The organism is Jatrophihabitans endophyticus, from assembly GCF_900129455.1.
Taxonomy (GTDB): Bacteria; Actinomycetota; Actinomycetes; order Mycobacteriales; family Jatrophihabitantaceae; genus Jatrophihabitans; species Jatrophihabitans endophyticus.
Genome location: NZ_FQVU01000004.1, coordinates 105,359 through 128,160, shown reverse-complemented (window position 1 = coordinate 128,160; position 22,802 = coordinate 105,359). Strand labels below are relative to the sequence as shown.

The 22,802-nt window shown below is 73.8% G+C and carries 19 protein-coding genes; 5 read left to right on the top strand and 14 right to left on the bottom strand.

Features of this window, described 5'->3' with window-relative positions; translation table 11 throughout:
• The first annotated feature begins 13 nt into the window (after positions 1 to 13).
• Positions 14 to 685 (top strand): hypothetical protein, encoded by a 672-nt coding sequence (locus tag BUE29_RS15175; RefSeq protein WP_073391292.1) that lies wholly within the window; start codon positions 14 to 16, stop codon positions 683 to 685.
• A 17-nt stretch (positions 686 to 702) separates the two neighbouring features.
• On the opposite strand, the gene BUE29_RS15170 is transcribed toward BUE29_RS15175, so the two are convergent.
• Positions 703 to 1,269 carry a GNAT family N-acetyltransferase gene (locus BUE29_RS15170; protein WP_200800242.1) on the bottom strand — a complete coding sequence of 189 codons (567 nt, stop codon included), beginning with the start codon at positions 1,267 to 1,269 and terminating at the stop codon, positions 703 to 705.
• 78 nt (positions 1,270 to 1,347) lie between these two features.
• On the opposite strand from BUE29_RS15170, the gene BUE29_RS22075 reads away from it, so the two are divergent.
• Positions 1,348 to 1,803 carry a hypothetical protein gene (locus BUE29_RS22075; protein ID WP_073391290.1) on the top strand — a complete coding sequence of 152 codons (456 nt, stop codon included), beginning with the start codon at positions 1,348 to 1,350 and terminating at the stop codon, positions 1,801 to 1,803.
• A 16-nt stretch (positions 1,804 to 1,819) separates the two neighbouring features.
• On the opposite strand, the gene BUE29_RS15160 is transcribed toward BUE29_RS22075, so the two are convergent.
• Positions 1,820 to 2,935, bottom strand: coding sequence for a spore photoproduct lyase family protein (locus tag BUE29_RS15160; protein ID WP_073391548.1), 1,116 nt, complete (start codon positions 2,933 to 2,935; stop codon positions 1,820 to 1,822).
• A 98-nt stretch (positions 2,936 to 3,033) separates the two neighbouring features.
• On the opposite strand from BUE29_RS15160, the gene BUE29_RS15155 reads away from it, so the two are divergent.
• On the top strand, positions 3,034 to 3,474 hold the full coding sequence (locus BUE29_RS15155; RefSeq protein WP_073391289.1) for an ankyrin repeat domain-containing protein: 441 nt from the start codon (positions 3,034 to 3,036) through the stop codon (positions 3,472 to 3,474).
• A gap of 15 nt (positions 3,475 to 3,489) precedes the next feature.
• Here BUE29_RS15155 and BUE29_RS15150 read toward each other — a convergent pair whose 3' ends face one another.
• Both BUE29_RS15150 and BUE29_RS15145 read right to left on the bottom strand, forming a co-directional pair.
• On the bottom strand, positions 3,490 to 4,545 hold the full coding sequence (locus BUE29_RS15150) for a zinc-binding dehydrogenase (protein ID WP_073391288.1): 1,056 nt from the start codon (positions 4,543 to 4,545) through the stop codon (positions 3,490 to 3,492).
• Positions 4,546 to 4,562: 17 nt separating this feature from the next.
• Positions 4,563 to 6,068 carry a flavin-containing monooxygenase gene (locus BUE29_RS15145; RefSeq protein WP_073391287.1) on the bottom strand — a complete coding sequence of 502 codons (1,506 nt, stop codon included), beginning with the start codon at positions 6,066 to 6,068 and terminating at the stop codon, positions 4,563 to 4,565.
• A 133-nt stretch (positions 6,069 to 6,201) separates the two neighbouring features.
• Between BUE29_RS15145 and BUE29_RS15140 the strand changes: the two genes are divergently transcribed.
• Both BUE29_RS15140 and BUE29_RS15135 read left to right on the top strand, forming a co-directional pair.
• On the top strand, positions 6,202 to 6,891 hold the full coding sequence (locus BUE29_RS15140) for a TetR/AcrR family transcriptional regulator (protein ID WP_073391286.1): 690 nt from the start codon (positions 6,202 to 6,204) through the stop codon (positions 6,889 to 6,891).
• A 4-nt stretch (positions 6,892 to 6,895) separates the two neighbouring features.
• Positions 6,896 to 7,387, top strand: a complete 492-nt coding sequence (locus tag BUE29_RS15135; protein ID WP_073391285.1) for a polyketide cyclase — start codon at positions 6,896 to 6,898, stop codon at positions 7,385 to 7,387.
• Here the strand turns inward: BUE29_RS15135 and BUE29_RS15130 are convergent.
• From BUE29_RS15130 to BUE29_RS15085, 10 genes are all read right to left on the bottom strand, one after another.
• Positions 7,356 to 7,910 carry a hypothetical protein gene (locus BUE29_RS15130; RefSeq protein WP_073391284.1) on the bottom strand — a complete coding sequence of 185 codons (555 nt, stop codon included), beginning with the start codon at positions 7,908 to 7,910 and terminating at the stop codon, positions 7,356 to 7,358. The two genes, BUE29_RS15135 and BUE29_RS15130, sit on opposite strands and share 32 nt — an antisense overlap.
• Positions 7,907 to 8,380 carry a hypothetical protein gene (locus tag BUE29_RS15125; RefSeq protein ID WP_073391283.1) on the bottom strand — a complete coding sequence of 158 codons (474 nt, stop codon included), beginning with the start codon at positions 8,378 to 8,380 and terminating at the stop codon, positions 7,907 to 7,909. The genes BUE29_RS15130 and BUE29_RS15125 overlap by 4 nt, the downstream gene beginning before the upstream one ends.
• 36 nt (positions 8,381 to 8,416) lie before the next feature.
• The gene (locus tag BUE29_RS15120; protein ID WP_073391282.1) at positions 8,417 to 9,196 is read right to left on the bottom strand and encodes a DUF427 domain-containing protein; all 780 of its coding nucleotides are present in this window, start codon (positions 9,194 to 9,196) and stop codon (positions 8,417 to 8,419) included.
• A 101-nt stretch (positions 9,197 to 9,297) separates the two neighbouring features.
• Positions 9,298 to 10,629, bottom strand: coding sequence for an L-lysine 6-transaminase (lat, locus tag BUE29_RS15115; protein WP_073391281.1), 1,332 nt, complete (start codon positions 10,627 to 10,629; stop codon positions 9,298 to 9,300).
• A gap of 59 nt (positions 10,630 to 10,688) precedes the next feature.
• Positions 10,689 to 11,135 carry an Lrp/AsnC family transcriptional regulator gene (locus BUE29_RS15110; protein ID WP_073391547.1) on the bottom strand — a complete coding sequence of 149 codons (447 nt, stop codon included), beginning with the start codon at positions 11,133 to 11,135 and terminating at the stop codon, positions 10,689 to 10,691.
• A 74-nt stretch (positions 11,136 to 11,209) separates the two neighbouring features.
• The gene (locus tag BUE29_RS15105; protein WP_073391280.1) at positions 11,210 to 11,881 is read right to left on the bottom strand and encodes an SGNH/GDSL hydrolase family protein; all 672 of its coding nucleotides are present in this window, start codon (positions 11,879 to 11,881) and stop codon (positions 11,210 to 11,212) included.
• Positions 11,881 to 14,295, bottom strand: a complete 2,415-nt coding sequence (locus BUE29_RS15100) for a transglutaminase domain-containing protein (RefSeq protein WP_073391279.1) — start codon at positions 14,293 to 14,295, stop codon at positions 11,881 to 11,883. The genes BUE29_RS15105 and BUE29_RS15100 overlap by 1 nt, the downstream gene beginning before the upstream one ends.
• Positions 14,292 to 15,557 carry a DUF58 domain-containing protein gene (locus BUE29_RS15095; protein WP_084181194.1) on the bottom strand — a complete coding sequence of 422 codons (1,266 nt, stop codon included), beginning with the start codon at positions 15,555 to 15,557 and terminating at the stop codon, positions 14,292 to 14,294. The genes BUE29_RS15100 and BUE29_RS15095 overlap by 4 nt, the downstream gene beginning before the upstream one ends.
• Before the next feature lie 3 nt (positions 15,558 to 15,560).
• Positions 15,561 to 16,526 (bottom strand): AAA family ATPase, encoded by a 966-nt coding sequence (locus BUE29_RS15090; RefSeq protein ID WP_073391278.1) that lies wholly within the window; start codon positions 16,524 to 16,526, stop codon positions 15,561 to 15,563.
• A gap of 19 nt (positions 16,527 to 16,545) precedes the next feature.
• Positions 16,546 to 22,740: an Ig-like domain-containing protein gene (locus tag BUE29_RS15085; protein WP_073391277.1), complete on the bottom strand. Its 6,195-nt coding sequence runs from the start codon at positions 22,738 to 22,740 to the stop codon at positions 16,546 to 16,548.
• Positions 22,741 to 22,802 lie beyond the last annotated feature (62 nt).

Sequence of the window (22,802 nt, the reverse complement as noted above, 5' to 3'; positions counted from 1 at the left end):
CTAGGGTTTGGCCGTGGCCGTCATCCGCGTGCGGTTCGACGCCGTCGTCGCACTGTCGTCCATCGGCGTCGCGGTGCTCGCGGCCTGCTCCTCGCCCGCGGCGGACGCGGTGCAGCAGCACGCCGACACCGCCGGCGTCGTGATGACTCGGGTGCGGGGGCCGATCCCGGCCCGGGTCGCGGCCGCGAGCGTCACCGGCACGGCCGCCGACACCACGATCGACGCCATGGCGGTGCGCGGCTCGACGTGGGGTGGCAGCGTCGTCCTGCGCATCGTCGTGAACCGGCACGCGGTCGACGTCCGCGGCAGCACCGCCACCCGGTGCTACCGCTACTCCTTTGCCTACCCCCGCGCGTCGGACTGGGGCAAGGCGCACGAGACGACGTGCCCGACGACCCGTCCGCTCGACGTCGAACACCCGGCGATGCCCGCCGGCGTCACCGCCCGGACCCGGGTGGTCACGGTCCGCACGCTCGCCGGCCTGCACGGCGACCGTGCGCGGGCCGCGGCGGTGCGCGCCGCGCTCGTCGCGGCCCTCGGGTCCGACTACACGGTCACCGTCGGGCGGCAGCTCCCCCACTACGTGTGGATCCGCTACGGCGACGAGTGCCTGACCGCGCAGGTGGCCGCGCGCACGACGCACGTCGATCAGCCGCGCTCCGGCGACGACTGCTTCGGCGGCTGACCGAGGCGATCCGCCGCTCAGAGGTCGTAGCGGACGACCGCGCGGCGCAACGACGGCGTGTGCACGACCCGGTAGCCCGCAGCGAGGAACATGCCCAGCGAGCCGACGTGCATCTCCCCCCACGGGACGTCCTTGCCCGGCGCCGGCTTCATCGGGTACGCCTCGACCGTGCGGGCGCCGCCGTCGCGCGCGACGTCGACCGTGCCGACCGCGAGCGCACGGGCCACGCCCTGCTTGCGGCACCCCGCTCTGGTGACGAAGCACGTGACCGCCCAGACGTCCGGGTCGTCCTTGTCCTCGCTGCGTCCCTTCCACGTGGTCTGCCGCAGGTAGGGGTAGTCCCGGCGTGGGGCGAGCGAGCACCAACCGACCGGCTCGTCGTCGAGGTAGGCCAGCAGCCCGTGCCCCTCGATCACCTGGTCGCGCAGCAGCTCGCGCCGACCCGCGACGTCGTCGGAGTGCTGGTCGTACCAGCCCAGTCGGTAGCCCTGGCACTGGCAACGAGCTGCCTGCCCCCTCGTGCCGAACACGAGCTGGACGTCGTCGAAACACGCCGCGTCGACCGGTCGCAGGGAGATGGACACGGTGACCACCGTCCCAGATGCGCGACCGCGGCGACACCCGTCTGGACCACGCCGCGCGTTGCCGCCAGGATCGTCGCCATGGCCGACGGGAAGACCACGCTGACGAAGCCGATGACGCCGCTGCTCGCACCGGGCGAGGAACTGCTCGGCGGGTGCAAGGCGGCGGGCAAGAACGCACCGATGAAGGCGATGGCGAGCAGCGCGACCGGTGTCGAGATGGGAGAAGGTCCCGGGGCCGGCGGGTGGGCCGGTGTCGTTCCGCAGGATCGGGTGTTCTGGGTCGGCGCGACCAATCGTCGCCTCGTCTACTTCGGGGTCGGGTACTGGAACTCGACGCCGAAGTCGCTGCGCGGCGAGACTCCGCTCGAGGCCGTCGCGTCGATCGTCGTCAGCCGCACCACGATCGCGCGACGACTCGCGATGACCTTCACCGACGGCACGTCGACGGTCGTGGACCTCTACCGCGCCAACAGCCCCGACCAACTGCAGGAGGCGCTGACCACCCTGCTGCCCGGGCGCGTCGTCGAGGGCTGAGCGGCGGACCCGGCCGTCACGTCCAGTAGAGCAGTCGTGCCCCGGGCAGGGTGGCCGCGAGCTCCCGCTCGAACCAGCCCCGCAGCTCGCGCATCAGCGGTGCGGGGTAGACGTACTTCGCGCCGCCGAACTTGGTCCGCTTGACGGTGCGGGCGGACTCGTCGAGGTCGAGTCGGGTGCGCGGGTACCAGCCCAGCAGCACCGCACGGCTGGCGTCGGTGAACCGGTGGGTGATCAGCTCGACCGTCAGGTCCGGCGCGGGGATGCCGGCCAGCGCCGCGGCGGCGTCGCGCAGCAGCGCCGCGTACTCCTCGCGCCAGCCGGGCAGCGGCATCACCGGGGCGACCGTCAGGCCCACGGGGTAACCGTCCGCCGCGAGCGCGCGCAACGCCGCGAGCCGCGCGGCGACAGTCGCCGTACCGCCCTCGAAGCGCTGCGCGACGGCGGCCGAGTTGACCGACATCCGCACGCGGGTGCGCCCGCCGTGCGGCAACCCGACGAGCGGCGCGACGTCATCGAACTTGGTCGTGAACCTCAGCCCGACACCGTCGCCGAACTCGCCACGGCCGACGCGGGCGACGGCCGTCGACAGCGAGCCGGTGACGGCCTCCAGCCCGAGCGGGTCGGTGTAACAGGACAGCTCGAACGTGGTGCCCTCGCGGCCGCGACGCGCGTCCCCGGTCGTGACGCTGCCCCGCCCGGCGTGGCCCGGTATCGGCGCGAGGACGTCGTCGAGGTTCGCGTAGGCGCGGGTGATCGGCGGCCCCGACAGCGACCCGGCGAGATAGCAGTACTGACAGTGCGCCGGGCACCCCTTGGCGAGGTCGAGCCGCCAGTCGGCACTCGGGGGGATCGGTTGCGGACGCAGCGCGCTCGGCGGCGCGACGACGACCGCCAGGGTCTGCTTCGCGCGGGCGTACACCTCGCGCTCGGAACCGCGCAGGCTCGGCAGCCGGTCACCGGCGAGCACGGCGACGTCCCGCACGCCGGCCGCCTCGCACCGCGCGAGCATCTGTGCTCCGTGGGGCAGCAGGGCCGCCGACCGGGTGACGAGCACGTGCCGCGGCACCCACCGGCGCGGCGGGGCGCCGGACGGTTCGACCGCGTCGTCGGGTGCGCCGGCGTTCGTCACGTCCGCTCCAACGCCCAGCGGTCGGCCGAACTTCCGCCGGACGCGCGACGCATGCAGCACCGGCATCCGGGTAATCCCACTCGGAGAGGAGGACGACGATGACCGAATTGACCGACGACGAGCTTGCCTTCCTGGCCGGCATGTTCGACCTCGCCCGCGAGGGTCGGACGGCCGAGCTGCGCGCCGCGATCGACGCCGGGGTGCCGGCCAACCTGACCAACGAGTCCGGCGACACGTTGTTGGTGCTGGCGGCGTACCACGATCACCCCGCCACCGTGCAGGCGCTCCTCGCCGCCGGGGCGGATCCCGAGCGGGTCAACGACCGCGGGCAGACGGCGCTCGCCGCCGCGACCTTCCGCCGCTCCGGGGCGGGCGTGTCGGCGCTGCTCGCCGCCGGCGCCGATCCGCGCACCGGCCCGCGTTCGGCACTGGACGTCGCGCGGTTCTTCGGGCTCGACGACATGCTGGCGCTGCTGGAGCCGGCCGACGCGGGGCCCCGCGGCGTCGCCGGCGCCGATCCGACGCCCGCCGGGAGCTGACCCGCCCCGGGCGCGTCAGTCGACGTCGTCGCCGGGGCGGACGAGGATGCGGATCGGGTTCCCCTCGTGCTGCTCGAGACGGCGGATGCCGTCGGCCACGTCGTCCAGCGCGACGACGTCGCTGACCGAGCGCGAGAGGTCGAGACGGCCGCGCGCGACGAGGTCGGCCAACGTCGCGATGTCCTCGTTCTTGTAACCGAGATGACCGAGGATCGCGACTCGGGCGAGACCGAGGGTCATCGTGTCGCCGAGCTCGATGCTCTGGTTGCTCATCCCCACCACGACGAGGCGGCCGCCCACGCGCACCGACCAGCGTGCCTGCTCGAACGTCGCGGGGACGCCGACCGCGTCGAACGCGGTGTCGAGACCGCGACCGCCGGTCGCCTCGCGGATGCGGTCGGCGGCGTCGGGTGCGGTGGGGTCGACGGCGAGGTCGGCACCCAGTTCGAGCGCCCGTTCCCGGACCTCGGGGACGAGGTCGAGGGCGATGATGGGTGCGGCGCCGACCAGCCGCGCGATCTGGACGATGTGCGTGCCCACGCCACCGAGTCCCCACACGCCGACGGACTCGCCGACGCGCAGCTGCGCGGTGTTGACGACCGCGCCGTAGGGCGTGGCGACGGCGTCGGCGAGGAGTGCCGCCTGCCGCATCGACACGGTGTCGGGCACCCGGGTGAGCGACAGCGCCAGCGCCGTCGTGTACTCGGCCCAGCCGCCGTCGTAGTCGAAGGCCATCAGCTTCAGGTTCAGGCAGCCGCTGAAGTTGGCCCGCTTGCACTCGACGCAGGTGAAGTCGGGCCGGCCGGCCGCGGGGATGACCCGGTCGCCGACCTGCCAGTCGGTGACGCCCTCGCCCAGCGCCGCCACGACACCGGACGCCTCGTGTCCCTGCGTCACCTCGGGCAGCCGCGACCCGAAGGTGCCGTCGATGAGGCTGAGGTCGGAGTGGCAGATGCCGCAGTACGCGACCTTGATCAGCACCTCGCCCGGCCCCGGGTCCGGGATCGGGACGTCTCGGACGCTGACCTCGCGGGTGGCGGTGTCGAGCCGCTGCGCACGCATGGTGGTCATCGGTTGTCCTTCCTGGGTCAGCCCGTGGCGACCGGGGCGGCGACCGGGGTGGCGGCCCGGCCGAAGGTGACGTCGTCGGTGAGCGAGCCGTGCCGCATGAGGCCCACGTCGCGCAGGTAGTTCTGGTGCAGCCGCCACGGCGCCGCCGGGCCCTGCTTGGGCAGCTGGCCCGCACTGCGGAGCACGTACCCGGCCTGCAGGTCGATGAGCGGCGCGAGGTCGGCGTCGCCGAACGTCGCCGGCCGCTGCGGGGTGACGGTGTCGTAGCCGCGCTTGTCCATGTGCTTGAGCAGCCGGCACACGTAGCGCGCCACTAGATCGGCCTTGAGGGTCCACGAGGCGTTCGTGTACCCCACGGTCAGCGCGAAGTTCGGCACGCCCGAGAGCATCATGCCCTTGTAGGCGACGGTGTCGCTGACGTCGATCTGCTCACCGTCGACGACGAGCTCCATGCCGCCGATGACCAACAGGTTCAACCCGGTCGCGGTGACGATGATGTCGGCCGGCAGCTCGCGTCCCGACCGCAGCAGGATGCCGGTGGCGGTGAACCGGTCGATGGCGTCGGTGACGATGTCGGCCTTGCCGGCGCGGATCGCGCGCCACAGCTCGCCGCCGGGCGTCGCACAGAGCCGCTGGTCCCACGGGTCGTACGAGGGCGAGAGGTGCGTCTCGACGTCGAAGTCGGTGGGCAGCTTCTCGGCCGCCTTCTTCTTGAGGAAGCCCTTCACGAACTCCGGCCGGCGCTTGCTCAGCTGGTAGATGCCGACGCCGGTGAGCATGTTCTTCCAGCGCACGATGCCGTACGCGAGCTGCTGCGGCAGCCGGTTGCGCAGCCGGTCGGCCAGCTTGTCCCGCGACGGGACGGCGGAGATGTAGGTGGGCGATCGCTGCAGCATGGTGACGTGCTCGGCCGCGGTCGCGTCGTCGCGCACCATCGCCGGGAGCAACGTGACGGCGGTGGCGCCGCTGCCGATGACGACGACGCGCTTGCCGGCGTGGTCGAGGTCCTCGGGCCAGTGCTGCGGGTGGACGAGCTGCCCCGCGAAGTCGTCCCGGCCGGGGAACTCCGGCGTGAAACCCTCGTCGTAGCGGTAGTAGCCGGAGCACACCGACAGGAAGGACGCGGTGAGGGTCGTCGTCTCGCCGGAGTCGCCGACGGTCGAGGTGACGGTCCAGCGCGCGGTGGCCGAGGACCACTCGGCCCGCACCACGCGATGGCCGAATCGGATCACGCGGTCGACGCCGTACTCGCGTGCCGTCTCGCGCACGTAGTCGAGGATGGCCGGGCCGTCGGCGATCGACTTCCCGCTCGTCCAGGGCTTGAACGAGTAGCCCAGGGTGAACATGTCGGAGTCCGACCGGATGCCGGGGTAGCGGAAGAGGTCCCAGGTGCCGCCGATGGCGTCGCGGGCCTCGAGGATCGCCACCGTCTTGCCCGGGCAGTCGCGCCGGACGTGACAGGCCGCGCCGATGCCCGACAGGCCGGCGCCGACGATCAGGACGTCGACGTGCTGGTCGTTCACGCTTCGCTCCTCGCTCGGGGACGGCTGCCGAGGTTATCAACACCGTGTCGAGTCGTTCAACGCCGAGTCGAGTCAGTGTGTCGAGATTCCCGACATCGTGGTGAAGAGGCCCGCCGCGGGTAGGTTCGGCGCCGTGCCCGAGACCGCCGCGCCCCAGCCCCGCGCGCCGCGGACCCCGCGCAGCCGGCGTACCCCGCGCATCTCGGGCGAGGAGCGGGAGCGCGCGATCCTGGCCACGGCCGAACGCCTGCTCGCCGAGCACGGCCTCGAGGGCTTCTCGGTCGACGACCTCGCCCGCGGGGCCGGGCTGTCGCGCCCCACGTTCTACTTCTACTTCGCCTCCAAGGACGCGGTCGTGCTCGCGCTGCTCGACCGCGTCATCGAGCAGGCGGTGCACACCCCTCTCGTCCTCGACTTCGCCGGCGACCCGGTCGGCTCGTGGCGCGCGGTCATCCAGAACGTCGTCGATGTCTTCTCCGCGCACCGCGTCGTCGCCGCGGCCGCGGTGCGGGCGCACCCGTCGAGCGCCGAGGTCCGCGCGCTGTGGGCCGAGGCGATGGAGCGGTGGATCGCGCAGACCGCCGACCTGATCGAGGCCGAGCGGGTTCGCGGCGCGGCGCGAGCGGGTCAGCCCGCCCGCGAGCTCGCCGTCGCGCTGAATCTGATGAACGAGCGCACGCTCGCCGCGACGTTCACCGGCGAGCAGCCCGCGGTGACCGAGGACGCCGTCGTCGACGTGCTGCTGGCGATCTGGCTGCCGGCGATCTACGGGACCCACCCGGCACCGCAGCCGCGCAGCCGGCGGCGGCCCGCGCGACACTGACGCGGTGATCGGCGACCGCTGGGGTGTGCGCGACGACGAGGTGGCGCGTCACTTCCCGTGCGACGACCTCGTCGCGACCCCGGTGCTGCAGGCGTGGCGCGGCGTGACGGTCGCCGCCGCCCCCGCCGAACTGTGGCCGTGGGTGGCGCAGATCCGACTCGCCCCGTACTCCTACGACTGGATCGACAACGCCGCCCGGCGCTCGCCGCGAGAGCTGCGGGGGCTGCCCGAGCCGCGGCCGGGCGAGAACTTCACCGCGGTCGGGGGCAGGCCCGTGGGATGCGTGCTGTCGGTCGAGCCCGGTGTCCACTATACCGGCCGCATCATGGGGACGGTCGTGTCGTACCTGCTCGTGGCCGAGGACGACGGGACCCGGCTGCTCATGAAGCTCGTGACGGCGCGCGCCCGCTGGGCGGCCCCGCTGCTGTCGGTCGGCGACCTGGTGATGGCCCGGCGCCAGCTGCTCACCCTCGGGCGGCTGGCCGAGCGCGACTGACCGTCGCGGCGGCGAGGCCGACGACGACCGCGTCCTCGAGCAACGCGGCCAGGGAGGCGTTCAGGCGAGCGGCCGCCCAGCCGCGCCAGCGGACGCCGAGCCACGCCGCACCGATCGACGCGGCGGCGGCGGCCCCCGCGCACACGGCCACCTGCGCGGCCGGGACGCCGGGGCGTCCCGGCGCGAGCGCGGCCCCACCACCCTCGCGCCCCTGGGCTGCCTCGGCCGGCTGCGGACCGGCCGCCCCGGCGCGACGCGCGACGATCGCGCCGCACGCGCCGGCCGCGAGCACCCGGCCGGGCAGGCCGGCGGGGCTGAGACGACTCGGGGCCTGGGGCAGCTTGTCGGCGGCCAGCTCGCCGAGCGCCGCGAGCGACACCGCCGCCCGGACCGCGGGTTCGGCGAGCGTGGCGTCGGGCTGCTCCCGCGCCCCGCGGGGCGTGGTGACCGCGAGCGCGGCGAGCCCGGTGAAGGTCCGGCCGCCGGTGGCCGCGCCGGCGAGAACCGATCGGGCGACGCTCACGGCCGGGCCGCCTTGATGGCGGCGTGCGTGACGACGCCGTAGGCGAGGTGCGGCAGGACGTCGCTGGCCCAGTCGCTCGCCGACCAGGTGCGAGGGTCGGTGATCCCCAGCCGCTGCAGCGGCAGGTCGCTCGCGACCATCGCGGCCAGGCCGATCAGGGGCGCGGCGATCACGGTCGGCACCTCGCGGCCCCGGCGCTGGAACGCGCGGTCCACCGCTGCGGCGAGCGCGCCGACCGACGTGCCGACGAGCGAGCCGAACAGCGGCGCGAGTCCCTCGACCCGGTTGTCCCGCGCGTCGCCCCGGCCGGGGACGTCCACGCCGAGTCGCTGCGACATCCGTTCGACCGACTCCTGCGGCGTGGAACTGGTCGGGCGACCGCGGACGGCCATGTCCAGGTAGGTCGCGCCGTCCAACGCCGTCGTGCCGGCCGCGCCCGCGAGCGCGCCGGCGAGAAGTCCCGAAGCCATGTCGACGCGGTACCCCGGCGCCGGGGGCAGAAAACGTCAGGACGACTCGGCGTGCACCTGCACCTGGCTGTCGTCGAAGCAGACCATGCCGGCGATCTCCCGGGAGTCGGCCAGCGGCTCGAGATACCCCCAGGCGACGTCGGTGAGGTCGGTGGTGCCGACGCGCGCGCTCCAGTACGACGCGCGGCCCTTGTACGTGCAGACGGTGCTGGTGTCGGTCGGGGTCAGCTCGACGCGGACGTCCTCGCGCGGGAGGTAGTAGCGCGGCGGCAGCATGGCCTCGAACAGCACCGTGGGTCGCGTCGAGTCCGCGATGACCGTGCCGTCGTACTCCACGCGCACGCGGCGCGAGCCGGCGAACGTGTCGAGCCGGTGGTAGGGGTCGCGCGGATGTCCGATGTTGAGCTCGTCCTCGTGCCGCCAGCTGTCGAAGGCGTCGAAGTCGAGCACCACCAGCCCGGCGAGGTCGGGGTCCGCCGGGCGGAACGCCGCCCCCGCGAGCAGGCGGTCGCCCACCTGGACGTCCAGCGCCTCGCCGTCGGCGGTGTGCGCGACGAACGGGACGCCGGGGAACACCAACCCTTCGGCCGGGGGCGCCGGGTCGGCCGCGGTGTCGTGCGGACGCAGCGTCGCGTCGAGCGCGGACTCGGGTACCGCGTACTCGCACAGCAGCCGGCGTGGCTCCCAGACCAGGACGGCTTCGGTCGTGTCGACCACGGTGATCGCGTCGACCTCGGCGCGGATGCGCTTGCCGATCGGCTCGTGCCGCAGCACGTCCGTCGCGGAGATGATGACGTCGCGCTGCCTGGTGCTCATGACCCGACTCTGCGCCGAACTCCCCCGCTGATCAAGAGGGCGTAGTGGCCGCCCTGGCGACCACGACGCCCTCGTGATCAGCGGCAGGGGTCAGCGGGGGATCAGGCGGTGAGGGCGGTGAGTACCCGGTCGAGGGCGGCGAGGCCGCGGTCGACCTGCTCCGCGGTGACGGTGAGGGCGGGGCGTACGCGCAGGGCCGAGACGCCGCAGCCGAGCACCAGCACGTGCTCGTCCTCGCGCAGCCTGGCGACCACGGCGTCGCGCAGCTCGGCCGTCGGCAGCGTGATCGCGCACATCAGGCCACGTCCCCGGACGTCACTGACGACCTCGTGCCTCGCCGCCAGCGCCGTCAGCTCGGCGAGCAGGTGCTCGCCCACGGCCGCCGCGTGCGCGATCAGCTCGTCCGCCTCGACGACCTCGAGGATCCGGCGCGCCCGCACCATGTCGGTGAGGTTGCCGCCCCAGGTGGAGTTGATACGCGACGAGACGTGGAAGACGTTGTCGGGCACCTCGTCCACGCGACCGCCGGCCATGATCCCGCAGACCTGCGCCTTCTTGCCGAACGCGACGACGTCGGGCTCGACGCCCAGCTGCTGGTACGCCCACGCGGTACCGCTCATGCCGACGCCGGTCTGCACCTCGTCCATGACGAACAGCGCGTCGAACTCGCGGCACAGCGCCTGCATGGCCTGCAGGAACTCGGGCCGGAAGTGGTTGTCGCCGCCCTCGCCCTGGATCGGCTCGGCGATGAAGCAGGCGATGTCGTGCGGGTGCGCCTCGAACGCGGCGCGGGCGGCGTCGAGCGCGGCACGCTCGGCGGCCTCGACATCACTGCTGCCGTTGATCGAGGGCGACGGGACGCGCGGCCAGTCGAACTTGGGGAAGCGGGCGACCTTGTTGGGGTCGGTGTTGGTCAGCGACATCGTGTAGCCGCTGCGGCCGTGGAACGCCTTCTCCAGGTGCAGCACCTTCGTGCCGAGGGCGGGGTCGATGCCGTGGGCCTCGTTCCAGCGCGACTTCCAGTCGAAGGCCACCTTGAGCGCGTTCTCGACCGCCAGCGCGCCACCGTCGACGAAGAACAGGTAGGGCAGCGCCGGGTCGCCGAGCACACGGGCGAACGTCTCGACGAAGCGCGCCATCGGCACCGAGTAGACGTCGGAGTTGCTGGGCTTGTTGACCGCGACCTGGGCGAGCTCGGCCCGGGCCTCGTCGGTCACCAGCGCGGGATGGTTCATGCCGAGCGCGGCCGACGCGAAGAACGTGAACAGGTCGAGGTACTCGGTGCCGTCGCGGGCGTCGACGAGCGTGGAGCCCTGCGAGCGATCGAGGTCGAGCACCATCTCGAAACCGTCGGCGAGCATGTGTGCAGCGATCGTGTCGTGGACTCGGGCCGGGGTGAGGTCGCTGGTGTCGACCGGAACGAGGGTGGTCATTGCGTCATGCTAGCGCCGAACGTTCCGGTGATCAGCCCCGGTCGCCGTATATTTTCCGGTCAACTGCCGGGTGCGGCCGGCCGCTCGAAGAAGGTCTGCAGGACGACGGTCGTCCGGGTCGTCACGTGGGCGCGTCGCCGGATCTCGCGGATCAGCTGCTCGAGCGCCGTCGGCGAGGCGACCCGGACGAACAGGACGTACGCGTCGTCGCCCGCCACGGAGTGACAGGCCTCGATCTCGCTCAGGCCGGCCAGTCGCTCGGGGGCGTCGTCGGGCTGGGCGGGGTCCAGCGGGGTGATCGCCACCAGCGCCGCGAGCGGCAGTCCCAGCGCCTCGGGATCGACGGTGGCCGCGTAGCCGCGGATGACGCCGGACGTCTCGAGTCGGCGCACGCGCGCCTGCACCGCCGAGACCGACAGCCCGGTGACGTCGGCGAGGGACTTGAGCGTGCCGCGACCGTCCGCCCGCAGCGCGGCGACGATCTTGCGGTCGACCGGGTCGTCGATCGGGGCGACGGGCAGCCCGGGTCCGTCCGAGGTCACGGGCCCAACCTAGTCCGGCGCGACCGCGCGCGGCGGCGTCAATCGGGCAGGGCGTCGCCGATCACCTCGGCGAGCGCGGCGTACCCGGCCTCGTTGGGGTGGAAGTGGTCGGCCGCGAGCCGGCCGCGCCACGACGACGTCCGCGGGTCGCGCAGCTCGGCGACGACGAGTCCGCGCTCGGCGGCGACCCGCGCGATCACCCGGTTGACCTCGGCCGCCACCCGCGACGGGTTGGGCAACGTCGTCACGAGCGCGCCCACCGGCAGCCGGTGCAGCAGCGCGTCGACGTGGCCGACGAGCTCACGGCGGTACCGCGGCCGCATCAGGTCGTTCGAGCCGATCATGAGCGTGACGAGGTCCGGCCGGGGCAGCGACTCCAGCACCGGCAGTTGCCGCTCCAGGACGTCGGCGGTGCGGGCGCCGCTCACCGCCAGGTTCACCACCCGATGATCGGGACGGCGCCGGGCCCGCAGCTGCCCCACCCAGCCCCGGTCGTGGGCGGGGGCACCGATGCCCTGCGTCAGCGAGTCGCCGAGCGCGACCCACAGCGGCCCGGTGCCGGCCAGCGCGGCGAGGTTGTCGCGCCGCCAGGCCTCGGCGTAGGGCAGCGCCTGCGCCTGCACGCGCGGGATGCCGCGCACGACGAGCCCGGCGGCGGTGAGCAGGGGGCCGCGCGGCCGCTCGTTGACGTTGGAGTAGCTGAACTCCATCAGGTCGCGACCCGCGAGCGGGCAGCCCGCGCCGGCGGCGTGTCCCGCGCCGGCCGGCGCGGCGAGCGGAACGACCGCAGCGTGAGGGCCGCGCGGGTCCGGGCGAGCCGGCCCGCGTCGTGGGCCATCGCGGCGCGGGCGGCGTCGACCTGGCGCCAGTAGGCCGCGACCGCGTCGTCCGGCTGCTCGCCCGGCCCGAACACGCCGTGGTCGGCGCCGGCGGCCAGCGGGCCGGCCCGCTCCCCCGCCGGCCGGTCGGCGAGCGCCACCGCCTGCTCGTGGCGCGTCCGCCCGCCGGGCACCACGGCGCCGAAGTCGCGGGCCGCGTCGAGGAACTCGCGCCACCCGGCGTCGAAGCGGTCGGGCACCGAGCCGCGCGTGCGCCGCAGCGTCCGCCGACGCCATTTCGCGCCGACGATGACGCCGCACACCAGCGCGACGACGAGGATCGGCAGCGCCACCCACAGCACGACGGCGCCGAACCAGCCGGAGAGCACGCCGCCCTCGTCCCGGGGGATGCGACCCAGCCGCTGGGTGTTCTGGTCCGGCCGGTCGGGTTCGTCGAGCGTGCTCGGCGGGTGCACCGGGTTCGGCGGCGGGACGACCGCGGCCTCGGCGTCCTGGACGGTCTGCGGTGGCTGCTGGTTGGGCTTCTTGTTCTGGTCGGGCATGAAGCTGGTGCGCGGGATCGTCGCCCACACCGTGCGTCCGCCGGTGCGCACGTGCACCTCCACCGCGGCGTGGACGTCCTTGCCGCGGACCACACCGCCGGTCTGGGGCTCGGCCTGCAGCACGACGCGTGCCGGCATGCCGAGCTCGTTGGCGATCAGCGCGAAGGCGGCGGCGTACTGCTCGTCGTCGCCCACCAGCTGCGTCGCGTTGAGGAACGACGTCAGCCGGCCGGCGCTGTGCCCGGGCAGGTACTGCGCCTCGCCCGGGCCACCGTCGCTGTAGGCGCCGTGGTCGCGCATGTACCGCCCCGCGGCGACGACCTGGTCGCGGACGCCCTGGGCCTTGGCCGACCACTGCGTCGCCCGGCTGCTCACGAACGCGGCCGCGCTCTCGTCGACCGTCGGCGCGCCGGCGGGTTCGGCGTCGCGCGGCAGTTGCTGCGTGCCCACGACGGCGCGCACCGTGTAGCGGTCGCCGGCGGCGAGCCGCTCGGCGGTGATGCCCGACGCGGTCGCGAGGTTGTACCGGAAGGCGTCGGCGTGCGCGTCCGCCCGCGTGCCGTGGAAGGTGATCGAGCGCAGCGTCCCGGGGGCGGGCACCCAGGCGTCGATGTCGCTCGCCGCGGCGTACGGCGCCGCGACGGTGACGGTGGCGGTGACGCCGCGACCTCGCGCCGGGACGTCGATGCGAGACCCGACGCGCTGGAACGCGTCGACCGGCTCGCCCGCCGCGGTGCCGACGGTCCCGTTCGTGGCCCCCCACACCGAGCCGTCGTAGGCGTCGAGCGTGGCCAGTCGCACCGGCGTCCCGGCCGGCACGCCGCGCACCGTGAACAGCGTCTGGTCGTAGAGCAGGTTCGCGCTCTTCGTGTACTTGCGGAACCCGACGAGCGGGCTCGGGTACGCGGCGATGTCGAAGGGCGGCTTGACGTAGTCGCGCAGCACCACGCGGTGCCGGTCGCCGCCGGCGAGATGCGGCTGCACCACGGCGGCCGACACCCCGGCCACGGCCAGCACGGCCGCGCCGATGAGCAGCCGCTGCGGCCCGCCGGGCGTGAGGCGCGGCGTCAACGGCCGCGCGCCCGGTCGCCGTACGGCCGCCCAGCAGACGAGCACCGTCCCGAAGACGATGCCCTGCCACACCCGGGCGGCGGGCTCGGCGGTGCCGAGCAGGATCACCGCGGCGAGCGCGGCCACCGGTGCGAGCGCGGGCAGCAGCCGGGCGCGGGTGCGTTGCGCGACCGACGTGGCGATCGCGCCGGACAGCAGCCCGAGCACGTACGGGATCGCCAGCAGCGGGCCGTCCCCCGCGACCGGCGGCAGCGTGGTGAGCAGCTGCTTCCAGCCGTCGGCGAGCACCGTCGTCGCGTCGCGCAGGACGCCGGCCGTGGGCAGCACCCCGCCGAGCGCGTCGTCGCGGAACACCAGGACGCCGGCGAGCAGGTAGTAGCCGACCACCACGAACAGCGCCGCCGTCCACACCGGCAGCCGCAGCACCGTCACCGTCGACGCGAGCGCGATGCCGACCACCGCCGCGACGAGACCGGCGAGCAAATACTGCTGCCCGCTGAACGTGCTGCGCAGGCCGTACAGCGCGACCCCGGTGAGCACGAGCACGAAGGCGATGTCGACCAGCCCCCGCAGTCCGAGCGAGCGGCGGCGGTCGCCGTCGACGCGCGGATCGGTGGACAGCTGCCGCGGGCCGTGCCGGCCGCCTTCGGCCCCGCCCCGGACGTCGGTCATGCCGCCACCGACGCGAGCAGCAGGGCACGCAGGCCCGACAGCTGCGGCAGGCTGAGCACGACCAGCGACCCGAACGCGGTGATGCCGGCCGGCTCGGTGGGGTCGACGCGCACCGCGACGACGTTCACCTCGGGCGCGAAGTGCAGCGCCGCGCGACGCAGCTCGCCGAACTCGGTGCGTGCCCCGGTGACCAGCATCGCGACGGTCGTGCCGGGCGCGATCTGCGCCGCGTGCCGGGCCATCGTCGACAGCGCCGTGCCCTGCCCCAGCTCGGCGCGGGAGAACGCGTCCATGGCGAGCGCCGCGCCGGCGTCCGCGGCGTTGAAGACGCTCTGCGCGGCCAGGACGGTCGTGTCGACGTCGTCCTCGTACGCCCGCCGGACGGCCGAGGCGGCGACCGAGATCGCGGTCTCGAAGTCGACCTCGTCGAGGTAGGGCGCGCTGCGGCCGTCGACGATCGTGCACAGGTGCGAGCGGCGGGTGTCGAGGAACTGCCGCACGAGCAGCCGGTCCTCGCCGCTCAACGCGCTGGCGCGGGCCGACGAGCGCCAGTGGACGTAGCGGCGGTCGTCACCGGGTTCGTACTCGCGCAGCGTGTGGAACGCGAGGTCGGACGTCGACACCTCGTTCGTGGTCTGCCCCTCGAGGTCGCGCAGCACACCGGCACCGAGCGACTCGAGCGCGACGGTGCGCGGGTGCACCATCAGCTCGATGACCTCGCTCCACGGCACCGAGCGGCGCAGCAGCCCGAACGGGTCGCCACGCACCGTCGTCGCCGGCCCCACCGGCACGACCCCGCGCCGGGTGGTCGCGAGCGAGAACAGCTCCTCCTGCACCTCGCCCATCCGCAGCCGCCGCAGCGGGAACTGCGCGCGCGAGACGCCGATCGGCAGCTCGAGCAGCAGCGGCAGCAGCCGCGCGCGCGAGCTGTTGCTGACGACGAGCCTGCCGGCCGCGGGGCTGCCGGCGACGACCCGGCGCGGCGTAAGCTCCAACCGCACGCTCAACCGGGTGCGGCCGATCGTCAGCAGCGCGCACAGCACGACGGTGGACAGACAGGCCAGCGCCACCACCACGATCTCGGCCCAGCCCAGCAGCCAGCCGACGATCCAGCCCGCGACCCCGAGCGCCAGCACCGTCCACCCCAGCGGGCTGACGGTGCCGAGCACCGGCTGCACGGCACCCACCACCGGCCGGGCCGCGGCGGCGAGCTCGCGGCCACGGCGCAGCGGCGAGCGGTGCGGTTCGGGGGCAGCGGTCACGCGTTACGCCACTCGCTGCGTGGGGGGCGCGACGGCGTCGAGGATCTGGCCGATGACCTCGTCGACCTCCGCCCCGGCGAACTGCGCCTCGGCGTCGAGCAGCACGCGGTGGCACATGACCGGCACGGCCAGGCTCTTGACGTCGTCGGGCACGACGAAGTTGCGCCCCGCCGCCAGCGCCCAGGTCTTCGCGCACCGCACCAGCGCGAGGCAGCCGCGCACCGACAGGCCGAGCTTCACGCTCGCGTGGCGACGAGACTCCTCGGCCAGCTTGCTGACGTAGCCGAGGATCGCCGGGTCGACGTGCACGTGGTCGGCCATGCCGGCCATCTGCGCGACGACGTCGGCGGTGACGACCGGCTCGACGGCGGCGCTGCGGTCGCGCGTCGCCGAGTCGCGCAGCACCGCGACGGTGGCCTCGTGATCGGGGTAGCCCAGCGACGTCTTCATCAGGAACCGGTCCAGCTGGGCCTCGGGCAGCCGGTAGGTGCCGGCCTGCTCGATCGGGTTCTGGGTGGCGATGACCATGAACGGCCGCCCGACCGGGTGCGCGACGCCGTCGATGGTCACGCGCCCCTCCTCCATCACCTCGAGCAGTGCCGACTGGGTCTTCGGTGACGCGCGGTTGATCTCGTCGGCGAGCACGATGGTCGCGAAGATCGGCCCCTCGTGGAACTGGAAGCGCTGCTGCGACTGGTCGTAGATCGTCACGCCGGTGACGTCCGAGGGCAGCAGGTCGGGGGTGAACTGGATGCGGCTGTTGCTGCCCTTCACCGTCGCGGCGAGCGCCTTGGCCAGCATCGTCTTGCCGGTGCCCGGGTAGTCCTCGAGCAGCAGGTGCCCCTCGGTGAGCATGCAGGTCAGCGCATAGTGAATCGCCTGCTCCTTGCCCTTCACCGCCGTGCCGATGTTGTCGGACATGCGCTGGAAGGTCTGCGCGAACCAGCTCGCCTGCTCGGGTGTGGTCATGGGTGTGGCCTTTCGCGGGTCACCAGGTGCCGGTGGTCGACGCACCGTTGCTGCAGTTGACGTGGATGGTCGCGGTGTAGCCGAAGTAGCCGCTCGTGGGGTCGTTGTAGTTGTTGCCCGAGTTCAGCGTCACGGTGTAGGTCTTGCTGTTGCCGCCCGGGTTCGGGGCACTGCCCGAGGGGCTCCAGTACACCGTGCAGGTGACCGACCCCGAGAAGTCGTGGCCGGTGATGTCGGCGTACGGGCAGTTGCCCCCGCCGTGGAACGAGCACCCGCTCTTGCGCTGGCTGCTGTACTTCCACGTCACCGTCGGGTTGGGCGGCGCCGGCGGGTCCTCGGCCTTGCACGTGTCCGAGCCCTGTCCACCGGAATGCCCCGGGTTGCGGTCGTCGATCGAGGTCACCGTGAGCGTGTGCGACTTGCTGTCGCGCGGGAAGACCCTGGAGTACTGCAGCTGCGTGGTCTGCGCCGTGCTCTCCCCACCGAGCTGATATCTGGCGACCTGGTGGCCGTTCACCGGGTCCGGCTTGTTCCAGGTCCACGTGATCTTCTCGCCCGAGCGCGAGCAGCTCACGCCCGGTGCCCTCGGCGGCCCGTTGGTGTGCCCCGAACCGGACCCCTCGTTGCCGCAGTTCTGCTCGTTGCAGCTCTTCACCGAGATGGTGATGTCACTGTCGTTGGGCAGACCGGTGACCGTCCGGGTGTCGTTGCTCCCGGCCGCCGGCGGGTCGTCCCACCGACCGCTCTGCCCGCTGCTGGCGCGCCACAGGCTGTATTCCTTCTGACCGTGCGGGTTCGGGACGGTGTAGGTCACCTGGAGCGCACCGTCGTCGTCGGTCGGCGTGGCGGACACGCGCGGCGGGGTGTCGGGCGTGCCGGCGACGACGAACGGCTTGGACGCGCCGGCGGCCGACTTCTTGTCGGCGCCGTTGGTGGCGACGACGCGGTACGTGTAGGTCTTGCCGGTGGCGGGGGTGTCGTTGCACGAGGTCTGCGTGGTGCCGCGACAGATCGGCGTGCCGTCGCGGGTGGCGGTGTAGGTCGCGGGGGTCGGGCCGTTCGGGTCGCTCGCGTTCCAGGTCACCCTCACCGCGCGGGTGTCGGTGCCCGCGCTGTCGGCGTAGCCGACCTGCACGTTGGCGGGCGTGCCGGGCGCGCCCGCCGACTGGCCACGCGTGCTGGCCGGCGGCCCGGCGCCGAGCTCGTTCACCGCCACCACGGTGAACGTGTAGACGTTGTGGTTGTCCAGCCCGCGCGCGACCACCGAACGCGCCGACCCGGACACCGAGGCCGATCCGCCGCCGGACCAGCTCACCCGGTAGGTGCGGGTGGCGCTGCCGCCGTTGGCGACCGGGCGCCACGACACCGTGATCGCGCCGTCCTTGGGGTTCGAGGTCCGCAGGTCGGTGACCGCCGCGGGCAGCTTGTCCGGCTTGGCCGGCGGCGAGAGCCGCGGGCTGGGCTTGGACAGCCCGACCGCGTTGTGGGCGCGGACGGTGAAGGCGTACTCGCGGCCGTTGGTGAGCCCGGTGATGCGGCACGGCGACGCGGCGCAGGTCTGCGACCCGCCCGACCAGCCGACCTGGTAGCGGTCGATCTGCGCGCCGTTCGCCGCCGGCGTCGGCCACGACAGCACCACGGTCTGGCTCAGCACCGCCCGGCCCGCCTGCGGCGCGCCCGGTGCGTCCGGCACGTTCAGGACCTCGAGGGTGATCCGGCCGGTGAACTGGCGGTCGACCCGCGAGGTGTCGGCGACGTCGGTGCCGACGAGGTCGAAGGTCATGATCCCGTGGCTGTTCGCGCCGGGGGTGATGCTCACCCGCGATCCCGACCTCGTGACCGTCGCGGCCTGCCCCGAGGTCTTGGTCACCCGCACCACCGAGATGCGTGGGTCGCGCAGCGGCGAGTCGACCGAGCCGCGGATGTCGCGGGTGACCGTACCGCCGGCCTTGAAGCCGTCGATGCGGATCGGGTTCATGCTGGCCCGGCCCAGCTTGGTGACCGTGACGTTGAGCGACGACGCCGCCGCGCGGGTGTTCTTCACGCCGACGCGCAGGGTCCCCGTCTGCCCGGGGACGGCCGAGCCCCCGGCGTGCAACCCGATCACCGACGAGCCGTTGCCGAGGATGTCGACGTCCTTCGGCTGCCGCGTCCAGCTCGCCGTGTAGTCGAGGTCGCCGAGCTGCGAGCGGTCGGCGAGCCAGACGTGGCACAGCGAGGCGATGTCGAGCCGGCGGTCGGGACCGCCCTCGACCACCGCGAGCGGGGCCGAGGGGCACCGGATCACCGGGGTGTTCGGGCCGACCTGTACCGGCACGGTGATCAGGGCGAGCTGGCCGGCCGGGTCGTTCAGGGTCCTGCCGTCGGTGACCTCGAAGGTGATGGCGGCCGGGCCGTTGTAGCCGTTGACGCCCTGCACCCGCAGGTGCGTCGGGTCGGTGCTCGTCAGCGTCAGCCCGGTGCGCGGCGCGGCGCTCAGCTGGTCGGTGGTCGTCAGCCGGAGCGGCTTGCCCGCCGGGTCGACCACGTAGTCGGCGATGTCGATCGTCTTGCTCTTGTCGATCCCGATCGTGATCAGCTGGTCGGCCTTGGCGTAGGGGACGCCCGACCCACGCGCGGGGACGTGGACGACCGCGGCCGCCGTGCCGCCCTGGCTGTTCGCGACGACGTAGACGACGTTGCGCACCTGCCCGGTGACCGGCAGCGTGACGGTGCCGCCGCGCACGGTCGCGTCGGCGGCGTAGACCTTCGCGACGCGCAGCGGCAGGCCCTGCGGGTCGGTCGCGGCCTTGAGCACGTTCACGGTGGTCGTGGCCGCTCCGGGCTTGGGCGCCGCGGGCACGTCCTGCACCGACGGCGGCGGCACGTAGCCGCGCTGGCTGCGCACGGTGACGGTCGCGAGCGACGGGTCGCCCGCGCCGTCGGTCACGGAGTAGCGGACGTCGACGGACTGCCCGTCGCCGCGCGGCGCGGTGACCTGTACCGGGCCGGTCGCGGCGAGCGTGCGGACGGCGGTGGGCAGGTCGGGGTTGACGGCGCCGAGGTCGCCGATCGCGACGCTGTCGTCGGGTGCGACGACGTCGTTGGCGAGCACGTCCACCCGGACCTTCGCGCCGGGGGACGCCGTGACCGTGTCGTCGACGGCGGTGGGCGGCTGCGGGTCGGACACCTGCGCGACGCCGACGGCGATGGTGCTGCGCGAGGTCTTGCCGTACTTGTCGGCGATGATGTAGCCGAAGCGGTCGGTGCCCGAGGTCGTCGGGAACGCCTCGTAGGTGATCGTCGTCGCGCCGATCGCGGTCACCCGGCCGAGTGTGGGCGCAGCCGAGATGCCGATGACGTTCGCGACGTCGCCGTCGGGGTCCACGCCGGTGGTCGGGATCTTGATGCGGACGCTCTGGCCGCTGACCACCCGCGAGCTCACCGGCTCGGCCGCCGGCGCCTGGTCGGGGTTCTGGGCCGACGGCGGCGGCGTCACCGTGACGTGGACGGTGCCGGTCGCGCGGTCGCCGCCGGGGTTGCGGGCGACGTAGTTGACCGTGACGGTCGTCGGCCTGGTGACCGCGGGCGCGACGTAGCGCACCTGCTTGCCCGACACGAACGCCGCACCCGCCCGCGGGTCGTTCGCACGCCCCTCGGCCCCGGTGACGGTGAGCGCACCGCTGTTCGGGGCGCCGGGGACGTCGTCGAGCAGCTCGAGCGACGCACCCGCGGGGTCGATGTCGTTGTCGAGGGCGGGCACGAGCGTCGTGTCGCCGGAGCGGACCGTCGCGTAGTCGTCGATGGCCAGCGGGGTGTCGTCCGGCGGCGGCGGCACCTGGGTGAGCGTGAGCTCGCCGGTCACGGGCGCGGTCGTGCCGTTGGTGATCGTGTACTTCACGACCTGCGGGTTGTCGGCGAGCTCGGGCTCGCGGGCGCCCACGCGCAGGAACCGGCCGTCGACGACGGACACCTGCAGCTGCTCGGGGTCGGCGGCGACCGCACGCTGCACGACGAGCACGCCACCGGCGGGGTCGTGGTCGTTGGCGAGGACGTCGGTGGTGGTGGCGGTCTGGCCGTACAGCACGCCGGTGTCGGGCACCGCGACCGGCGGCTGGGCGCTGGCCGGCGGATCGCTGACGTCGACCCGGATCGGCGCGTGGTCGAACTTGGCGTTGCCGAACGAGGCCGTGTACGACAGCGCGAACGTGCCGTGCCGGCTGGCGGTCACGGTGACGGTGCCGCTCTTGAGGTCGGTGTCGACCTTGGCGCCGGCCGGGCTCGCGATGGTGCCGGCGACGCCGAGCTCGGCGCTCGGGTTGGTGGGGTCGGCGCCGGGGAGGTCGTTGGCCAGCGGCTTGATCGTGATCGGCTTGCCGACCTGACCGCGCGCGATGTCCGGCTGCGCCACCGGGGCCGCGGTGCGGTCCGACGTCGCCGCGAGCACGGTCAGCGGGATCTGCTGGGTCACCGGCGCGGCCGACCCGTCCGAGACCGTGTAGTCGATCGCGGTGCTGCCGCCGATGGCCGAGGCCACGTAGTTCAGCCGCCCCGACGGCGCGATCGTGACCGCGCCGCGCGCCGTCCCCTCGACCTTGGCGGTCGTGATGACGAGCGGGTCGCCGTCGAAGTCGCGCCAGTCGTCCAGGACGGGCAGGTCGAGGGTGCCGCCCGAGCTGGCGGTGAACGACTGCTGCCGGAAGGCGTGCCGCTTGCGCGGCGGCTCGTTCTGCCCCTGCTGGCGCACCTGCACGTCGACGGATGCCTCGGCCGTCAGGCCCTTGCCGTCGTCGATCGTGTACTTGAACTGGACGTCGCGCGCGGCCGTCGCCGGCAGCGTGACCTCGACCGACTGGCCGTCGGGCGCGATGGTGGCCGAGGCGCTCGGGTCGTTCACCGCGCCGAGCCGGTTGATCGAGAGGATGGCGCCCTGGGGGTCGGAGTCGTTGTCGAGGACGTGCAGGACGGTGGTGCGGCCCGGCCGTGCCCCCCAGGTGTCGTCGACGGCCTTCGGCGGCTGGTCACGCGCCGCGACGCTGTCCTGGTTGTTCTTGTCGTTCTTGCTCGGCTTGACGCGCGGCGGCGGCTTGACCGCCGACCAGTTGTCGACCTCCTGCAGCGAGTCCAGGTCGTAGACGTTGCCGAGCGTCAGGTCGTTGAGCAGGATCGCGCCGCGGTTGACGCGGAACACGGGCTCGACCAACGCCTTGGCCGAGGGCAGCCCGACCCGCCTGGCCGCCGCCCCGCCGCAGGCGCGCGCGTACACGCCGGGCTCGCCGGCCCAGGCAGCGTGCACGCAGTCCCCGAGCCACGTCGGCGTCGCCGGCCGGCCGGTGCCGCCGGCGTACAGCGTGGTCCGGGTCCCGCCACGCAGCGGCACCGACAGCAGCTGGCTGCGGGTGGCCAGCACGACCGCGTCGCCGGAGTCGGCCGGGGCCTGCAGCCGGGCGTCGGCGTCCGGCGGCACCTGCACCGTGCGGCCGCCCGGCAGGTGCAGCTCGCCCTGCTTGGCGTCCAGCACGACCACCTGCGAGCCGACGGCGGTGACCTGCACCGACTCCAGCCGGCCCGCCACGCGGGCAAAGGTGGGTTTGGCGTACCGCAGGCCGGACTTGGCGGCCACCGCGACGTCACCGGAGCTGTTGGCGGCGTAGAGCGTGCCGTCGCCACCGACCGCGAGCGACGCCACCCGGCCCGCGCCGTCGTCGCGCTTGGGGAACGTCAGCGCCGGCTTGGCCGACGGGTCGACGTCGGCGAGCGAGGTGAGCGAGCGGGTCTCGTCGACCTGCTTGGCCCAGACCTTGCCGAGCGCCGCGTCGAGCACGGCGACCGTCCCCCCGGCGATCTCGACGTCCTCGTCGGCGGAGACGGGGACGGCCTGGTCGGCGTCGGCCTTGCCGCTCGTTACATCGACGGGCAGCAGCCGGCCGCTGCCCTGGTCCCACGCCGCGACGGCCGCGCCCGCCTGCCGGACGTCGAGCCGGTAGGACGACTGCGCCCCGCCGGGCGGGTTGAGGGCGAGATCGAGGGAGCCGGCCGGCTTGTTCAGCCGGCCGAACAACCCGTCGCCGTTGCTGGTCACCCAGATGCCGCCGTCGTTGAGGTCGACGTGGCGCGACTCGTAACCGTCCGCGGTCAGCGCGAGGGCGACGAGGACACCGGCGACGAGCGCGACGACGACCCCCACGGCGGTGGCACCGCGATGCCGCCGCGCGAAGGACACCGCCCCGGCCATGACCCTCCTCGGGGGGCCCATTCGCCCCGGTTCACCTCACTTCAGGCGAACACCGTAACCCG

Coding starts and splice junctions, on each gene's coding strand:
- BUE29_RS15090 (WP_073391278.1), bottom strand. CDS start 16,526: ATGACCACACCCGAGCAGGCGAGCTGGTTCGCGCAGACCTTCCAGCGC.
- BUE29_RS15105 (WP_073391280.1), bottom strand. CDS start 11,881: ATGGAGTTCAGCTACTCCAACGTCAACGAGCGGCCGCGCGGCCCCCTG.
- lat (WP_073391281.1), bottom strand. CDS start 10,629: ATGACCACCCTCGTTCCGGTCGACACCAGCGACCTCACCCCGGCCCGA.
- BUE29_RS15085 (WP_073391277.1), bottom strand. CDS start 22,740: ATGGCCGGGGCGGTGTCCTTCGCGCGGCGGCATCGCGGTGCCACCGCC.
- BUE29_RS22075 (WP_073391290.1), top strand. CDS start 1,348: ATGGCCGACGGGAAGACCACGCTGACGAAGCCGATGACGCCGCTGCTC.
- BUE29_RS15125 (WP_073391283.1), bottom strand. CDS start 8,380: ATGGCTTCGGGACTTCTCGCCGGCGCGCTCGCGGGCGCGGCCGGCACG.
- BUE29_RS15150 (WP_073391288.1), bottom strand. CDS start 4,545: ATGACCACCATGCGTGCGCAGCGGCTCGACACCGCCACCCGCGAGGTC.
- BUE29_RS15100 (WP_073391279.1), bottom strand. CDS start 14,295: ATGACCGACGTCCGGGGCGGGGCCGAAGGCGGCCGGCACGGCCCGCGG.
- BUE29_RS15120 (WP_073391282.1), bottom strand. CDS start 9,196: ATGAGCACCAGGCAGCGCGACGTCATCATCTCCGCGACGGACGTGCTG.
- BUE29_RS15155 (WP_073391289.1), top strand. CDS start 3,034: ATGACCGAATTGACCGACGACGAGCTTGCCTTCCTGGCCGGCATGTTC.